Origin of the sequence: Dyadobacter sp. LHD-138, from assembly GCF_030929615.1 — a bacterium.
In the GTDB taxonomy this organism is placed as follows: Bacteria; Bacteroidota; Bacteroidia; order Cytophagales; family Spirosomataceae; genus Dyadobacter.
Genome location: NZ_JAVFVU010000014.1, coordinates 54,424 through 69,616, shown reverse-complemented (window position 1 = coordinate 69,616; position 15,193 = coordinate 54,424). Strand labels below are relative to the sequence as shown.

The 15,193-nt window shown below is 46.8% G+C and carries 14 protein-coding genes; all 14 read right to left on the bottom strand.

All coding sequences use genetic code 11. The annotated features are described in order from the left end of the window. Positions 1 to 17: 17 nt before the first annotated feature. The 14 genes from RB622_RS12670 to RB622_RS12605 all read right to left on the bottom strand — a co-directional run bounded on the left by RB622_RS12670 (position 18) and on the right by RB622_RS12605 (position 15,122). On the bottom strand, positions 18 to 1,475 hold the full coding sequence (locus RB622_RS12670) for an NADH-quinone oxidoreductase subunit N (RefSeq protein WP_308046925.1): 1,458 nt from the start codon (positions 1,473 to 1,475) through the stop codon (positions 18 to 20). Continuing rightward, positions 1,465 to 2,997 (bottom strand): NADH-quinone oxidoreductase subunit M, encoded by a 1,533-nt coding sequence (gene nuoM, locus RB622_RS12665; protein WP_308046924.1) that lies wholly within the window; start codon positions 2,995 to 2,997, stop codon positions 1,465 to 1,467. Before nuoM ends, RB622_RS12670 begins: the two co-directional genes overlap by 11 nt. Further along, positions 2,994 to 4,883: an NADH-quinone oxidoreductase subunit L gene (gene nuoL / locus RB622_RS12660; protein ID WP_308046923.1), complete on the bottom strand. Its 1,890-nt coding sequence runs from the start codon at positions 4,881 to 4,883 to the stop codon at positions 2,994 to 2,996. The genes nuoM and nuoL overlap by 4 nt, the downstream gene beginning before the upstream one ends. 21 nt (positions 4,884 to 4,904) lie before the next feature. Next, a complete protein-coding gene (nuoK, locus tag RB622_RS12655) occupies positions 4,905 to 5,216 on the bottom strand; it encodes an NADH-quinone oxidoreductase subunit NuoK (RefSeq protein ID WP_308046922.1) in 312 nt (103 codons plus the stop codon). Beyond that, on the bottom strand, positions 5,213 to 5,743 hold the full coding sequence (nuoJ, locus tag RB622_RS12650; RefSeq protein WP_308046921.1) for an NADH-quinone oxidoreductase subunit J: 531 nt from the start codon (positions 5,741 to 5,743) through the stop codon (positions 5,213 to 5,215). The genes nuoK and nuoJ overlap by 4 nt, the downstream gene beginning before the upstream one ends. 2 nt (positions 5,744 to 5,745) lie before the next feature. Next, positions 5,746 to 6,261 carry an NADH-quinone oxidoreductase subunit NuoI gene (gene nuoI, locus RB622_RS12645; RefSeq protein WP_308046920.1) on the bottom strand — a complete coding sequence of 172 codons (516 nt, stop codon included), beginning with the start codon at positions 6,259 to 6,261 and terminating at the stop codon, positions 5,746 to 5,748. Between the two features lie 23 nt (positions 6,262 to 6,284). After that, positions 6,285 to 7,241, bottom strand: a complete 957-nt coding sequence (gene nuoH / locus RB622_RS12640) for an NADH-quinone oxidoreductase subunit NuoH (protein ID WP_308046919.1) — start codon at positions 7,239 to 7,241, stop codon at positions 6,285 to 6,287. Further along, complete coding sequence (gene nuoG / locus RB622_RS12635) at positions 7,238 to 9,946, bottom strand: NADH-quinone oxidoreductase subunit NuoG (protein ID WP_308046918.1); 2,709 nt, start codon at positions 9,944 to 9,946, stop codon at positions 7,238 to 7,240. Before nuoG ends, nuoH begins: the two co-directional genes overlap by 4 nt. Beyond that, entirely contained in the window at positions 9,933 to 11,222 is a 1,290-nt protein-coding gene (gene nuoF / locus RB622_RS12630; RefSeq protein WP_308046917.1) for an NADH-quinone oxidoreductase subunit NuoF, read from the bottom strand. Before nuoF ends, nuoG begins: the two co-directional genes overlap by 14 nt. A gap of 4 nt (positions 11,223 to 11,226) precedes the next feature. Next, positions 11,227 to 11,691 (bottom strand): NADH-quinone oxidoreductase subunit NuoE, encoded by a 465-nt coding sequence (gene nuoE, locus RB622_RS12625; RefSeq protein WP_308046916.1) that lies wholly within the window; start codon positions 11,689 to 11,691, stop codon positions 11,227 to 11,229. Positions 11,692 to 11,725: 34 nt separating this feature from the next. Next, on the bottom strand, positions 11,726 to 13,480 hold the full coding sequence (nuoC, locus tag RB622_RS12620; protein WP_308046915.1) for an NADH-quinone oxidoreductase subunit C/D: 1,755 nt from the start codon (positions 13,478 to 13,480) through the stop codon (positions 11,726 to 11,728). A 49-nt stretch (positions 13,481 to 13,529) separates the two neighbouring features. After that, positions 13,530 to 14,168, bottom strand: coding sequence for an NADH-quinone oxidoreductase subunit NuoB (gene nuoB / locus RB622_RS12615; RefSeq protein WP_308046914.1), 639 nt, complete (start codon positions 14,166 to 14,168; stop codon positions 13,530 to 13,532). Then, positions 14,165 to 14,599, bottom strand: coding sequence for an NADH-quinone oxidoreductase subunit A (locus RB622_RS12610; RefSeq protein WP_308046913.1), 435 nt, complete (start codon positions 14,597 to 14,599; stop codon positions 14,165 to 14,167). Before RB622_RS12610 ends, nuoB begins: the two co-directional genes overlap by 4 nt. Before the next feature lie 91 nt (positions 14,600 to 14,690). Further along, positions 14,691 to 15,122, bottom strand: a complete 432-nt coding sequence (locus RB622_RS12605; RefSeq protein WP_308046912.1) for a CBS domain-containing protein — start codon at positions 15,120 to 15,122, stop codon at positions 14,691 to 14,693. Positions 15,123 to 15,193 lie beyond the last annotated feature (71 nt).

The following is a 15,193-nucleotide window of genomic DNA, read 5'->3' as shown; positions in this document are numbered from 1 at the left end:
AAGCGTTGCGGCAATGTTTAAAAATTAGTGAAAAGTAAATCAGAGGTTACTAATGCTTGACTAATAAAACTGATCACATCCTGCGGATAAATGCCTAACCAAATGATCATTGCACCAAGGACCGATAATGCCAGCATTCCGGTCCTGAAAAAAAACACATGTTTTTCCCTTTCTTCCGGGATGGTATTTTTGTTTCCGGTAAACATGGCTGTGATAACGCGGAGATAATAGTACAAACCAATGACGCTGCTCAGCACCAAAATAACGGCCAGCGGCCAGTAACCGGACTGAATGGCGGTCGCGAGAATGTAAAACTTGCCGGTAAATCCGGCGGTAAGCGGAATACCAGCCAAAGAAAGCATGGCAAAGCTCAGGATGCAGGCCTGTCCCGGATGTTTCCAGAAAAGCGCCCGGTATTCATCGATATCTTCCGCATCATCATTTTTACCCGACATCATAATGACGACACCAAAAGCGGACAAAGTCGTTACAAAATAAGTAAACAAATAAAAACACACCGCCTGAAGACTCATCAAGTTCCCCGGAATAAATGCTACCAGCAAATAACCCATATGGGCGACGGATGAATAAGCCAGGATACGTTTCAGATTCCGCTGACGTAACGCAAGTAAATTTCCAAAGATCATCGAAACTGCTGCGATACAGGTCAGTGTGAACATCACCGGTGAAAATTTAAAACCATCAATCGCTATAAAAAAGCGGAGCAAAACCGCCAGCACACCACCCTTCGAGGCCGTAGCAATAAAAGCCGTTACGGGCGCGGGCGCTCCCTGATACACATCAGCCGTCCACATATGAAAAGGAACAACGGCCAGCTTGAAACCTACCCCAACCAACATCATGCCCAGGCCGGTATAGAATAAGTGCGAAAGAGATTTTGCCGATTCCGGGATCATATCTTGAAATTCCATTGCGCCCGTCTCCAGATAAATTAATGCCATCCCAAAAAGGAGAAATGCAGAAGAGAACGCGGCCAGAACAAGGTACTTTATTCCGGCTTCAATGCTGTGATTTCTTCCTCTCAGATAAGCGATCAACGCGTACAAACCAACCGTTAAAATTTCGAGTCCGAGAAATAAGGCAATAAAATGTTTGCTCAGCGCAAGGACCGACGCGCCCAGCGTGCATAAAAAAAGCAGCACATAATACTCTCTCGGCCCCTCCTCTTTTTCTTCAAAATAAATGTATGAAAGTATGTTGACGACAAGCCCTGAAAAAATAACCAGACCAACCACAAAAACACCAAAACCATCGACAACGAACAACGTCCCTACGTTGTAAGGAAGTATTTTTTGAATATAGAAAAGAGAAGAAAACGAGATAATAAACAAGATAAGACTGCTGATCTGGATGATACGATGGCTGAGCTTTGCTACGATCAGCAGCATAATCAGTACCGCGGATCCCGATAGCAGCAGTAGTGGTGTTAGAGCGAAAAAGTCATTATCTGACATAGGATTCCTGATATTTAATTTCTTTCCCAATATTGGACTTATCCGCTTCCAACAGCAAAACCAGCTTATGAATGGCTGGTGACGCTGTGTCGATTACGGGCTGCGGGTACAATCCCAGGCCGACAATAGACAAGGTAAGCACAGTCATCACGAGGATCTCCCGCAAAGAAAAATCCCGAATATTGCCATAGCCATCCTGCGGCCCCCAGAAAATTTTCTGCACAATACGCAGCGAATAAACAGCCGAGAAAATAAGTCCGAGCGTAGCAATGACCGTTATCCAGATACTGACCTTAAAAGCGCCTAACAGGATCAGAAATTCCGCAATAAAATTGCCCAATCCCGGCAATCCCAGTGATGCCATCGCAAACAAAAGTCCAATGGCCCCCATTTTCGGCATCCGCGACCAAAGCCCGCCCATCTGGTTGATGTCACGTGTATGCAACCGTTCCTTGATCATACCCGCCATAATAAACAGTGCCCCGGTACTGATGGCATGGGTTACAAGCTGCATGACAACACCCTGAAAAGCCAGTTCATTAAAAGCGAAAATACCTGTCAGCACAAAACCCATGTGGCTCACGCTGGTAAATGCCACCAGTCGTTTCAGGTCCGTTTGGGAATAGGCCAGAACAGCGCCGTAAACAATTCCGATCACGCCCAGGATCATCGCAGGCAGGGCCATTTGTGCAGCAGCAACCGGGAAAAGCGGGATAACAAACCGTAGTAAGCCATAAGCTCCCGTTTTCAAAAGCAACCCGGCCAATATCAGACTTCCTGCCGTGGGTGCCTCGCTATGCGCATCGGGCAGCCAGGTATGAAAGGGAAATACCGGAAGTTTTACGGCAAAAGCAACAAAAAAACCCATCATCAGCCAAAGACCTGTTCCGGATGGAATAACGGTTCCTAACAGCTCAAAATAATTGAACGTATAAATTCCTGTATTCTGACCATGAATAAAATACAATCCCAAAATAGCCAGGAGCATTAGCAAACCGCTCGCCTGGGTAAAAATAAAGAACTTGTAAGCAGCGTAGATCCTGTTTTCGCTTCCCCATATGCCGATCAGAAAATACATCGGAATCAGCATGACTTCCCAGAAAAAATAAAAGAGAAACAGATCCATAGCCATGAAAACACCTGAAACGCCGACAAGTATCCAAAGCAAATTGAAGTAATAAAAACCGGTCCGTTCCGTGATTTCTTTCCACGAACAAAGCACAGCCAAAATCCCCAGAAAACCTGTTAACACCAGCAAAAGCAGGCTTAGCCCATCGATCGCCAAATGAAAACTTATCCCGAACGACAAGATCCAGTCCCGTTTAAAATCAATAAGCCATACATCGGCGGAATGCTCATCAATCGTCTGATACTGATCCATCCAAAAAATCAGAATAAGCAAAAATCCGGTCAATACCGTAACCAGTGCAATCCATCTTGGAATTGTTTTATTCCATTGTCCCAGGACAAGTGCCGCGGTACCTCCTCCCATTAAAATGCCGATGAGCCAGACGAGTATCATAACATGATTTGTAAGCCTAAAATGATTATTGCGCCGATGACCATACCCATGATATACCATCTCAGCGACCCCGTTTGCGTGGCGGACAGGAGTCGGTAAAGATGATTTGTGACGGAAGCTATACCCTCATAAAACCTGTCAACGACGTCACGTTTATTGATCTTAGCCAGGAAAACGAACGGCGTTACAAATACCAGATCGAATAACCTGTCAAATCCCCAGCCACCGTGCCAGAACCTGTAAAGCCATTGAAACGAAGGACTTTCCCGTAATCTTTCTATTTTATATGGTTCTCTGTAATAGTAAATAAATACCAGATAAATACCACCGAAAGTGGCGACAAACGCCAGCAGCTGAAATTTCCATTCCGAGCTTTCGTCAGCCCGTAATACCGTGGACGGAAGCACCCCATGAAGCAAATCTGAAAAAAGTGTGAAATGTCCGAAATTGTGGGGTAGTTCAATAAAGCCGGCGACAACAGAGAAAAAGGCGAGAACGATCAGCGGTATCGTCATGAGTTTTCCGGGATGATGGCCGATCCCGGTCTTACTATCCCCCAAAAACGTAAGGATCATCATACGGGTCGTGTAAGCTGCGGTAGTAAACGCACCCAGAAAAGCAGTGAGCCACAATAGCGGGCTTCCCTTATCTGACGCCCAGGCATACCAGAGAATCTGATCTTTACTGTAAAAACCGGCGCTCACCAGCGGCAAAGCCGATAACGACGCGGCCCCGATCAGAAAAGTCCAGAAGACAACGGGCATTTTATCTTTTAGTCCACCCATTTTAAACATGCTGTGCTCATGTCCCAGCGCTTCAATGATTGCACCGGCAGCCAGGAACAAAAGTGCTTTAAAAAAAGCATGGGCCATAAAATGAAAGATTGCGGCCGTCCAGGCACCCACGCCCAATGCCAGAAACATATAACCGATCTGACTGATGGTAGAATATGCCAGTACACGTTTGATATCATATTGGGTAAGTGCGCTGAAACCGGCAACAAGTAAAGTTACCGCCCCGACAACCGCAACGATCATTTGTGCAGTGGCGGACAGTTCAAAAAGAACATGCATTCGGGCTATCAGATAAACACCGGCTGTGACCATCGTTGCCGCATGAATAAGTGCGCTGACCGGCGATGGCCCCGCCATTGCGTCAGGGAGCCAGGTCTGTAAGGGCAGCTGGGCAGATTTACCCATACCACCAGCCAAAAGCAACAGTGCCGTAACGGTTGCGATGGAGGAATTGGATTGCCAGACAGACGGCGCAGTGGCCGTGATCTCCGACATAACCAGCGTCCCAAACTGATAATAAATAGTAAAAAGTCCGAGTGCCATGGCCGTATCACCTATTCGGGTGATGACAAAGGCTTTTCGGGCTGCATAGCCGTTCGCAGGATTTTCATACCAAAATCCGATCAACAGATAACTGCATAAGCCAACACCCTCCCAGCCCAGATACATCAGTAAAAGATTGTCGGCTAAAACCAGTACGAGCATTGAAAACACAAACAAATTCATGCAGGCAAAAAACCGGGAATAGTCTTTATCAGCCGCCATAAACCCGGCGGAATAAATGTGGATCAAACTGCCTATAAACGTGATTACAAAAATAAAAACCAGTGAAAGAGAATCGAGCGAAAGTGCTATTTTCGGGCTAAACCCAGCAACATCCATCCAGGTCCATAACGTTTGTGCATAAGCCCCGCCTTCCGGTGGAGATGACAAAAAGTTAAAGCCAACAATAATCGTTACGACTGCGGCAAGCGATATACTTCCAACGCCGGTTAACGCCACCAGTTTATTGGACAAATGTTTTCCAGCGGCTACCAAAATCAGGAAACCGGCAAGAGGTAAAGCGGGTATGAGCCATAACAGGTTATTCATAGCCTTTCAATTAAAGGTGCGTTATCCGTTCATTTCCCTTAGTTTGTCAATATCCAAAGACTTGTGCTGATGATAGATTTGCAAGATCAGTGCCAAACCAATGGAAACTTCCGCGGCCGCCATCGCCAGAATAAAAATAAACATGACCTGTCCGTCAGGCTGGCCCCAGCGTGCACCGGCCGCTATAAATGCCAGCCCGGATGCATTCAGCATGATCTCGACCGACAACAGCATAAAAATGATATTCTTACGGATGACCACGCCGGTAATGCCCAGCACGAAAAGCAGACCGGCCAGCAACATCACGATTTCGGTGGATACAGACGAGTTCATTGTATTTCCTTTTCTTTTAAAAACCGGTGCAATACCATTTTTTTATGTCGACCAATATGTGCAGCACCAACCATGGCGGCCATAAGCAGCATCGCCGCCAGCTCCACACCGATCAAGTACTCCCGGAATAGTGCCAGGGCGACGGGCCGCGGGCCAACGTTGGGCTGATCGTATAAAACAGCATCCGAAGACGATATCAGATAACAAAGCTCGAACAGCAGAACCCCTGCCATGATGGCCGGCCCTATCCAGATTCTCGTTTTCAGCCATTTCTTCTCCTGCGCAGCCGTTTCCTCGCCCAGATTCAGGAGCATGATCACGAAAATAAACAGCACCATGATCGCACCCGCATAAATGATTATTTCCAAAAGCGCCGCAAAGGCAGCGCCAAGCAAGAAAAAAATCATGGCAAGTGACAGCAGGGAAATGACCAGATACAACAGTGCATGCACCGGATTATGCCGGGTAATAACCATGCCCGTCGAAATCAGCGTGACCGCTGCTGTGATGTAAAATGCAATGTCCATTTTTACGGTAATAAACTGTGTACGTCCACTGGCGGTTCTTCATTATCTCCTTCACCCTTGCCTTTGATCCCCGCAGACAAACCCGCTACCTTGTAATAATTATAACCCGGATATTTCCCTTCGCTATTGATCAGCAAATCCTCTTTTTCATACACCAGATTCTGCCGGTTATACTCAGCCATCTCAAAATCAGGAATAAGCTGAATGGCATAGGTGGGGCAGGCTTCTTCACAATAGCCGCAAAAAATACAGCGCGAGAAGTTGATGCGAAAAAATTCGGGATACCGCCTGCCATTTTCATCTTCGGTCGCCTGCAAAGAAATGCAGTCCACCGGACAAGCGGCGGCACACAAATAACATCCCACGCAGCGCTCGCCCATATCCGGGTCGCGGGTTAAAACGATTCTCCCCCGCCAACGTGGATGCAATACCACCTTTTCCTCCGGGTACTGGATGGTTTCCCGTTTTCTGAACATGTGCAGAAAAGTAAGTCCCATCGTTCTTAACAGACTGATCATAATCGTGTCATTTAACCTGATTATTAATATATTAGCAATGCGATAGCGCCAGTAACCAATAAGTTCAGCAGCGCTATTGGCAATATTATTTTCCAGCCATATTCCATTAACTGATCATACCTTGGCCTGGGAAGCGATGCCCGCAGTAGTATAAAAAGCAGAATAAAAACAAAAGTTTTCAGTATAAACCAAACCAGCGGAGGCAAAAATGAAGGCCCAAGCCACCCTCCGAAAAACACCGTAACAACCATGGCGGAAACCAATGTGATCCCCAGATACTCACCGATAAAAAACATCCCGAATTTCATACCGGAATACTCGGAGTGAAAACCTGCCACCAGCTCGCTTTCAGCCTCTGGAATATCAAAAGGTAGACGGTGTGTTTCAGCAATTCCGGCGATTAAAAAAAGCACAAAACCCACGGGTTGCGTGAAAACAAACCAATATTCTTTTTGCGCCAAAACAATATCCGTAAGCCGGAATGACCCCGAAAGCATCACCACACCCATGAGTGACAACCCCATAAAAACCTCATAACTGATCATTTGAGAAGCGCCACGCAGCGCACCCAGTAAGGAATATTTATTATTGGAAGCCCATCCCCCCAGTACAATACTGTATACGCCCAACGATGCCATAGCCAGGAAAAACAATAAACCTACGTTCAGGTCCGAGATAAGAATTCCGGGCGCAAAGGGTACGATAACAAAACTCATCAGAACCGCTGCGGCAACAATCGTGGGGGCAATCACAAAAATAAACTTGTCCGCAAATGGCGGAATCCAGTCCTCCTTAAAAAACAGCTTGATGGTGTCGGCAGCCACAATCAACAGTCCGAACGGCCCTGCGCGGTTGGGGCCATATCGGTCCTGCCACAAAGCCAGCATGCGACGTTCGAGCCAGATCAGCCAGGCAGCAGTGGTGGTCAGTGTAAACAACACGATCACAATCATCAGCACATATCGGAGTATCTCGTTCATGGCTTTATTTTTGATAAGGTACCTTTTGCCGGCCAGCCGATTCCTGTCATTGAAGGCAGGTTAAACGGTATGGCCACCAGCCCCGGCTGCAATTCCTTTTTTATTCTCACCGGAAGATCAAAGCTCTGGTTTTGAATCTTCACACGCAATAACGCATGCTCGGCAACATCAAAATCCCCAGCATCTTTTTCTCCGATCATTAGGTAAGGCCTGGGTGCTCTTTCCGCAATAGCCGCTGAATATACACTCAACACTTCCGAGCCAAAAATATGGGTCAGGGGTACAATCTCTACTTCACCAGCGGCAGGCGAAAAATCCTGCGCAGGCATTTCCCAGAAATCAAGGTTTGATATTTTTTCCTCCGTAAATAATCGCTTGCCCGGATCTCCCCCATGCAAGGGCCCGCCAACTTCAATCTGATATTTATTAATGGATTGTACGGAATTCCATCCGGGCGACCAGAAAAACGGGATCAACGGCGCCGGAGGAATTCCCCGATATCCTTCCATGGTAAAAGAAAGCGGCGAATCTTCATCCTGAGGCGGTTTGGGTTCACTCACCGCGACATTCGCCAACATGGCGGTACGCCCGCTGTAACGATGTGGTTCCCTCGGAATTTTTTGTCCGTTGATACGAAAATCAGACGGGGGCGAAACTGTTTCAGCTCCCTTAAATTGCTGCATTGCCTTGACCAATTCCTCGATCAGGTTTGCCGACTCGTTTAATTTCTGCGGATTCACCCCGTTTTTAAATTGTTTAAACTCGTCAAGCCAAAGCCAGCTTTCGCGGATATTTTCATTTTTTGGCATAAAAACCTGAAAAAACCTTTGCGCGCGTCCTTCATTACTGACCATCGTGCCATCTCCCTCGGCAAAGGTAGAAACCGGGATCAGCAGTGAGGCCCGACTGGTTGTTGCGTGATGTAAATGGTCGAGCACCATCACATGCTGGCAGGAATCAAAAAAGTTGTCGACGGCTGTTTTTGAATTTCTAGTATATAAATCGTTTTCGAGAATAATGGCAGCATTCACCTTCCCTTGCTCTGCCCGCTCAAAGGCTTTGTCAAGAGCTGGAGCCTGCATCATGGCCAATCCCATGCTGTTACATTCCGGCACAATCATGGATAAACTAGCGGTTTCCTTATGTAAACGGAGTGCCAGGGCAATATTGCAAGCCGCTCTGATAATGCCTTCATGGCACAAACTTGTACCGGAAATAATTAGGGGATGCTCTGCATTTTTAAAAATTTCTGCGATGTGTTGCGCACGTTTCATCATCGTTTCATCACAACCCTCCGGTTTCGAAACATCGTTAGTCAGGTAACTGGTAATGGCAAAACCAAAACGTGCGATCTCTTCAGGTGAACTGAAAATTGTATCAGTGCTTAGCTCATCCAGTTTCGTTTCAATGGGAAAAGCGATGAACATATCTCCATTTTCCTCCTGAATAAATTCGCGCAAAGCCGCATCGTGCCAGGCCGGTATCTTAATCTGCTGCGCGTGCTCCAATGGTTTTCTCCTTACAGCCTGCCGCAATGCCAGGGCTATGCGCGGCGCCGCATTGGTGGGATCCTCGCCCAAAATCAGCACAGCATCCGCCTGTTCCATCTCCTTTAGTGACGGCGTATGGATTTTTCCGGAATTTAAAGTTTCGAGTATAATCCGTAACAGACCAGCCTGATTTTCCGAAATACCCTGATAAAAATGCTCCTCACCGACCAACTGTCTTAAAGCAAAGTTCGCTTCCAGTGATGCCCGTGGAGATCCGATGCCTATGATATTCTGATTTCCGAAAAACGTTTTCAAATTGTCGTACAAATTCCGTTTTTCATCAAAACCCACCATTTCTCTCCGGATCAGCGGTTGTTGAACGCGGGTTATGCTGTTGACAAATTCGTAGCCAAAACGTCCTCTGTCGCATATAAAATAACCGTTCACCTCACTGTTAAAGCGGCTGGTGATTTGCCTGAGTTTTCCATAACGTTCACCGGCTATGACATTACAGCCAACACTGCAATGCTGACAAATGGACGGTGCCATGGTCATATCCCACTTCCGGGTGTAATGGTCTTTCAACGTTTTATCGGTAAAAACGCCCGTCGGACAAATTTCAGCGAGGTTACCACTGAACTCATTTTCGAGCACGCCATCGCTTTCCCTTCCAAAATATACGTGGTTATGCGCGCCAAAAACGTCCAGATCCTTTCCGCCCGCATAATCCTTGTAAAACCGCACGCAGCGATAACACTGGATGCACCGGTTCATTTCGTGGTTGATAAACGGGCCCAGATACTGATTTTTATAGGTTCGTTTTTTGAACTCAAAACGGCGGTAAGCATGCCCCGTCATCACGGTCATATCCTGCAAATGACAGGAACCGCCCTCATCACAAACCGCACAGTCATGCGGGTGATTGGTCATGAGCCATTCAATATTTTGCGAGCGAAAAGCTTTGGCAACAGGATCATCCACCGATAAAAACATACCGTCCCGAATACTTTCCATACAAGCCATCACCAGGCGCCCCTGCGTATCATTTTCATCTTTAAAAAGCTTAACGGCACATTGTCTGCACGCCCCAACAGAACCCATTGCCGGGTGCCAGCAAAAATAAGGCAGGTTAAAACCCAGCGTCAGACAGGTTTCCAGCAGGTTTTTACCCTCCTTCGCTTCATAAGACTTTTTATCTATATTAATGTGTGCCATGATCCTTCGCCCAGGGGCATTTTTTTTCGTTGATATGCCTTTCGAAATCTTCCCTGAAATATTTCAGTGCGCTTTGTAGCGGCTCCATTGCTCCCGGTGCCAGGGCGCAAAACGTGTTACCGGGTCCCAAAAACTGCGTGTGCAGCGCAAGCAGTTTTAGATCTTCCGGCCGGCCTTCCCCTCTTTCAAGCGAAAGCAATATTTTCTCCGTCCACGGTAATCCTTCCCGGCAAGGTGTGCACCAACCGCAGGATTCCTGTGCAAAAAAATGTTCCAGATTATGGACGAATCCAACGGGACAGGTGCGGTCATCAAGAACGATCATCGTACCGGTCCCCAACCTGCTTCCTGCCGCAGCAACCGACTTAAAATCCATTTTAATATCAAAATGCTGATCCACCAGAAAATCAGTGGAGGCGCCACCCGGTAAGGCGCCCCGGAATTTATATCCCTCTTTCATCCCCCCGGCGCGCCCCTCGATCAATTCCCTCATCGTTGTTCCCATCGGCAATTCCCATAATCCGGGATTATTGACGCGTCCGCTGACCCCATAAAGTTTGGTACCTGCGTCACTTCCAGGACTTAACCCTTTAAACCAGTCGGCTCCGTTGTTGACGATATGCGGAATATTGCAAAGCGTTTCAACGTTATTGACGATGGTAGGTTTTCCAAATAACCCGCTCACCTGCGGAAACGGCGGTTTCGTTCTGGGGGTAGCCCGTTTCCCTTCAAGCGCATTCAGAAGCGCGGTTTCTTCGCCACATATGTACCTTCCCACGCCTGTATGCAAATACATTTCAAGATTGTATCCGCTGTCAAGGATATTTCTGCCCAGATATCCGGCGGCGTAGGCTTCATCCATGGCATGCCTGACGAGCCTGGCTGCCTTTTTATAAGCCCAGCGTAAAAAGATATAGGATATATTGGCCTGGATCGCAAAGGCAGATATGATCATACCTTCCAACAGTTGATGCGGATTCCCTTCCAGCAACAGACGGTCTTTGAAAGTACCGGGCTCCATTTCGTCTGCGTTAGCGATCAGATATTTGGTCATTTCTCCGTCATTCATGGGAACAAAACTCCATTTCATTCCGGTATTAAACCCCGCGCCTCCCCTGCCTTTCAGATCAGATTCCTGGACCGTTTTTGTCACCTCGGATGGATTCATGGACTTTAACACCTTGCGCAAAGCCTGATATCCTCCCACCTGCTCATAATCTCTCAGATTAAGCGGTGGGCGCGACGCGCTGATATGTTGGGTGAGCGGTGTTTCCATGGTATTATTTATATCCGTCTAAAATTCCGTCCAGATCTTCACGGGTCACGTTCCGGTACAATTCGTTGTTGATCATAAGTGCCGGCGCATGATCGCAGGTGCCCAGGCAGGCATTGGGCAAAAGTGTAAAACGACCGTCAGCGGTGGTTTCTCCAAAGCTGATGCGCAGTTTGGCTTTCAGATGTTCGTAGAGTTTTTCGTAACCCATTACATAACAGGTGATGCTGTCACAAAGCAAAATAATATTTCTGCCCACGGGTTTTCGGAAAACAAGATTATAAAATGTTGCCACGCTGTCCAGTTCCTCAGGCGACATCTGCATATATTCGGCAATGGCTCTCAGGCTCTCATCCGAGATCCACCCACGGTGCTGCTGGACAATTTTCAATGCCTCTATGCAGGCCGCCCTGCGAATGGGAACTAGTGCGATCTCGTGATCTATTTCCGTTATTTCTTCTGCTGTCAGCATATTTAATACGAATAATAGTCTAACCTGAACATTTTCACCTATCGATATCTGCCAAAACATAATCCATGCTTCCCAGAATAGACAACAAGTCGGCTACCGTGTAGCCTTTGCTGATATACGGAAGCATTTGCATGTGGGGAAATGAAGGAGTCCGTATCCTGACCCGGTATGCCGATGTATTGCCGTCGCTGGTCAGGTAATAACTGTTGGCTCCCTTGGTTGCTTCAATGCAGCTCATGGCCTCTCCCGCCGGAATCACAGGCCCCCAGCTGACATTCAGAAAGTGCGTGATCAGTGTTTCAATATCTTTCATCGTGTTTTTCTTAACGGGTGGTGTGGTTAACGGATGATCGGATTTGTAAGGACCTTCAGGCATATTGTTAAGACATTGCTCAATAATCCGCAGGCTTTGCGACATTTCCTCTACCCGCACCACGGCACGGTCATAACAATCACCATTTTTAGCCGTGGGTATGTCAAAATCAAAGTTTTCATACCCGGAATAGGGCTGTTTTTTTCTAAAATCCCAGGCAAAATCGCATGCTCGTAACCCCGGACCAGTTACCCCCCATTCAATGGCTTCTTCCAAAGTATAGATCCCGATACCCACCGTGCGTGCTTTAAAAATGCTGTTTTGCATCACCATCTTATGATATTCTCTGAGCCGTTTGGGGAAATGCGCAATAAAATTGCGAACAAGTTTATCCCATCCCACCGGCAAATCCTGCGCAACGCCTCCGATACGAAACCAGTTGGGATGCATGCGTGCACCGCATATCGCCTCCACAATATCGAAGATCTTTTCACGGTCGGTGAACATGTAAAACACCGGAGAAAGCTGCCCGAGATCCTGTGCAAATGTACCATACCAGACCAGATGACTGGCAATACGAAAGAATTCGCAAAGCATCACACGGATCACCTCCACCCTTTCGGGGACCTTAATACCCGCCAGTTTTTCCACGGCCAGCAAATAGGCAAGGTTGTTCATCACGCCGCCCAGATAATCCACCCGATCGGTGTACGGTATGTACGTATGCCACGACTGACGTTCACCCATTTTTTCAGCTCCCCGGTGGTGAAAACCGATATCGGGCACGGCGTCCACAATATCCTCTCCATCCAGCTGAAGGATAATTCTCAGCACGCCATGCGTACCCGGGTGTTGCGGCCCCAGGTTCAGAAACATAAAATCGGCGTCGGCGCTGTGCCTTTTTAAACCCCAATCCTCCGGTTTAAATTGCAGCGCTTCCTGCTCCCTGTCCTGTTTCTCATCCCACAACCTGAACGGCCCCATTTCTGTTGCACGTGCCGGATGTTCTTTTCTTAACGGATGCCCGATCCAAGTTAACGGCATTAATATACGTCTAAGGTTTGGATGCCCTTCAAACTGAATTCCAAACATGTCATAAACTTCCCTTTCATACCAATCTGCATTCTTCCACAACGTATGGATGGAAGAAATCGCCGGGAAGTCACCATGTAACGCGACTTTAAGCCGGATGAAACAATTCCGTTCAAAGGAAAACAAATGATATACGACGGTAAAATCAGGAGGGATAACACCGTTCGACCTTGATTTCACCCTGTTTCGTTCGTCAATGGCAGAGAGATCAAACAGCATCCCGAACGGATGACCAACCGTTTGTTTAAGGTAAGTCAGGACTTTGACCATATTGTCCTTTTTTACCCATAAGGTTATTACTCCATCAGTTGCTGACTGCTGAACTATGGCGGATTCTCCAAAAACGGAGATCAGTTCATCTTCCAAGCCTGAATATTCATTCATGCTCTTGAGGTTTTAGTTTGCCAACCGCACTTACATACTTCTGACTTTTTTAAACATGGTCAGGCGTACGAAAATCAATCATCTTTTTTCTTTCTTCTCTTTTCTCATCCTTCATCACCAACTGCTCGGGTTTTATAACCCCCTGCGGGCCGATGGCCCAGCTCAAAGGCCGCTGCTCCTTCCCAACTGAATCGGCCAGAAGCATTAATCCCTGCATAAAAGCATCGGGTCTCGGCGGACAACCCGGCACATATACGTCGACGGGCAAAAATTTGTCGACGCCCTGTACCACGCTGTAAATGTCATACATACCACCCGAATTAGCACAGGAACCCATGGATATCACCCATTTAGGTTCCATCATTTGCTCATGCAATCTTTTAATAATCGGCGCCATTTTCACAAAAACAGTGCCTGCGATCACCATCACATCCGCTTCCCTGGGCGTTCCCCTGATCACTTCCGCCCCAAAACGGGCGACATCATATTTGCTGGTAAGGCTCGTTGCCATTTCCACAAAACAACAGGATAAGCCAAAATGGAAAGGCCACATCGAATTTTTACGTCCCCAGGCCAACAGATCCTGTACGGTGGTGAGCATGATACTTTGCTGCACCGATTCTTCGAAAGAACCCGTGCCTTGTACCGCATTTGCGGGCTCGGAAGGATTACTCAGCCACCATTTCATATGACAGGTTTCTTTAAAGGAAGGTGTCGGTAAGCTTTGAGGATCTTTTTCCCATCGGGACCAAAGTCCAGCGCACCCACACTCCATTCGTAGATCAGTACAGCAAATAAAAGTCCAATAAAAACACAAATTCCAAGGTAGCCGGGCCATCCCAGTTCCTTGAACGCCAGCGCCCATAAAACAATAAAAACCACCTCGATATCAAATATGACAAACATCATCGCAACCAGGTAAAACTGGGCAGAGAACCGCAGCCTCGCTGATCCGGTTTCCAGAATACCGGATTCGTAAGGCTGTGCGGTTGCCCGGTCCTGATGACGTTGTCCAAGAAAATAAGAAAGCGAAATAATCAGTGTTAACAAACCAAAAACCAAGAGTGCGTAAACCCAAAAAGGCCAGCCTGGTGTTTCAGACGTATTTAAGTCATTCATAATCCACCTTATTAAAAAATGTTATCAGCCAAAAACTGTCCTTTCTTAATGGGTAATATTCTGAAATCTAATACAACAAAAATCAAACGGTTTAAATACCGGTGATGTAATGTTTCAGGTTTCCGATGATAAATTCCTGGTCTTCAATAATGTATTTGACCACATCACCAATGGAAATGATTCCGATAAGCTCTTCGTCGTCCATAACGGGCAGGTGCCTGATGAATTTATCAGTCATAAGTGCCATGCAATCTTCTATGGTCGTATCTGAGGATACCGTAACAGGATTTTCTGTCATGATTTCTCTGATCATGATCTCTTTAGAGGCCTTACCTCTCAGGATAACTTTTCGCGCGTAATCTCTCTCGGTGAAAATACCAACAAACTTCTTTTGCTCCATTACCAAAAGCGCTCCGATATTTTTTTCAAACATCAGTTCCAGGGCTTCAAAAACAGTGCTATCCGGGTGAATGGATATTGGCGCTATTTTTTTTGTTTCCAGAATATTCCTGACTTTTCCCATAATCAGCTCCTTTCTCTTTTCAGATTTGGTAATAACTAGGTTACTATAAAGATAACTATTTACATAAATAA

Coding starts and splice junctions, on each gene's coding strand:
- RB622_RS12670 (WP_308046925.1), bottom strand. CDS start 1,475: ATGTCAGATAATGACTTTTTCGCTCTAACACCACTACTGCTGCTATCG.
- nuoM (WP_308046924.1), bottom strand. CDS start 2,997: ATGATACTCGTCTGGCTCATCGGCATTTTAATGGGAGGAGGTACCGCG.
- nuoL (WP_308046923.1), bottom strand. CDS start 4,883: ATGAATAACCTGTTATGGCTCATACCCGCTTTACCTCTTGCCGGTTTC.
- nuoK (WP_308046922.1), bottom strand. CDS start 5,216: ATGAACTCGTCTGTATCCACCGAAATCGTGATGTTGCTGGCCGGTCTG.
- nuoJ (WP_308046921.1), bottom strand. CDS start 5,743: ATGGACATTGCATTTTACATCACAGCAGCGGTCACGCTGATTTCGACG.
- nuoI (WP_308046920.1), bottom strand. CDS start 6,261: ATGATCAGTCTGTTAAGAACGATGGGACTTACTTTTCTGCACATGTTC.
- nuoH (WP_308046919.1), bottom strand. CDS start 7,241: ATGAACGAGATACTCCGATATGTGCTGATGATTGTGATCGTGTTGTTT.
- nuoG (WP_308046918.1), bottom strand. CDS start 9,946: ATGGCACACATTAATATAGATAAAAAGTCTTATGAAGCGAAGGAGGGT.
- nuoF (WP_308046917.1), bottom strand. CDS start 11,222: ATGGAAACACCGCTCACCCAACATATCAGCGCGTCGCGCCCACCGCTT.
- nuoE (WP_308046916.1), bottom strand. CDS start 11,691: ATGCTGACAGCAGAAGAAATAACGGAAATAGATCACGAGATCGCACTA.
- nuoC (WP_308046915.1), bottom strand. CDS start 13,480: ATGAATGAATATTCAGGCTTGGAAGATGAACTGATCTCCGTTTTTGGA.
- nuoB (WP_308046914.1), bottom strand. CDS start 14,168: ATGAAATGGTGGCTGAGTAATCCTTCCGAGCCCGCAAATGCGGTACAA.
- RB622_RS12610 (WP_308046913.1), bottom strand. CDS start 14,599: ATGAATGACTTAAATACGTCTGAAACACCAGGCTGGCCTTTTTGGGTT.
- RB622_RS12605 (WP_308046912.1), bottom strand. CDS start 15,122: ATGGGAAAAGTCAGGAATATTCTGGAAACAAAAAAAATAGCGCCAATA.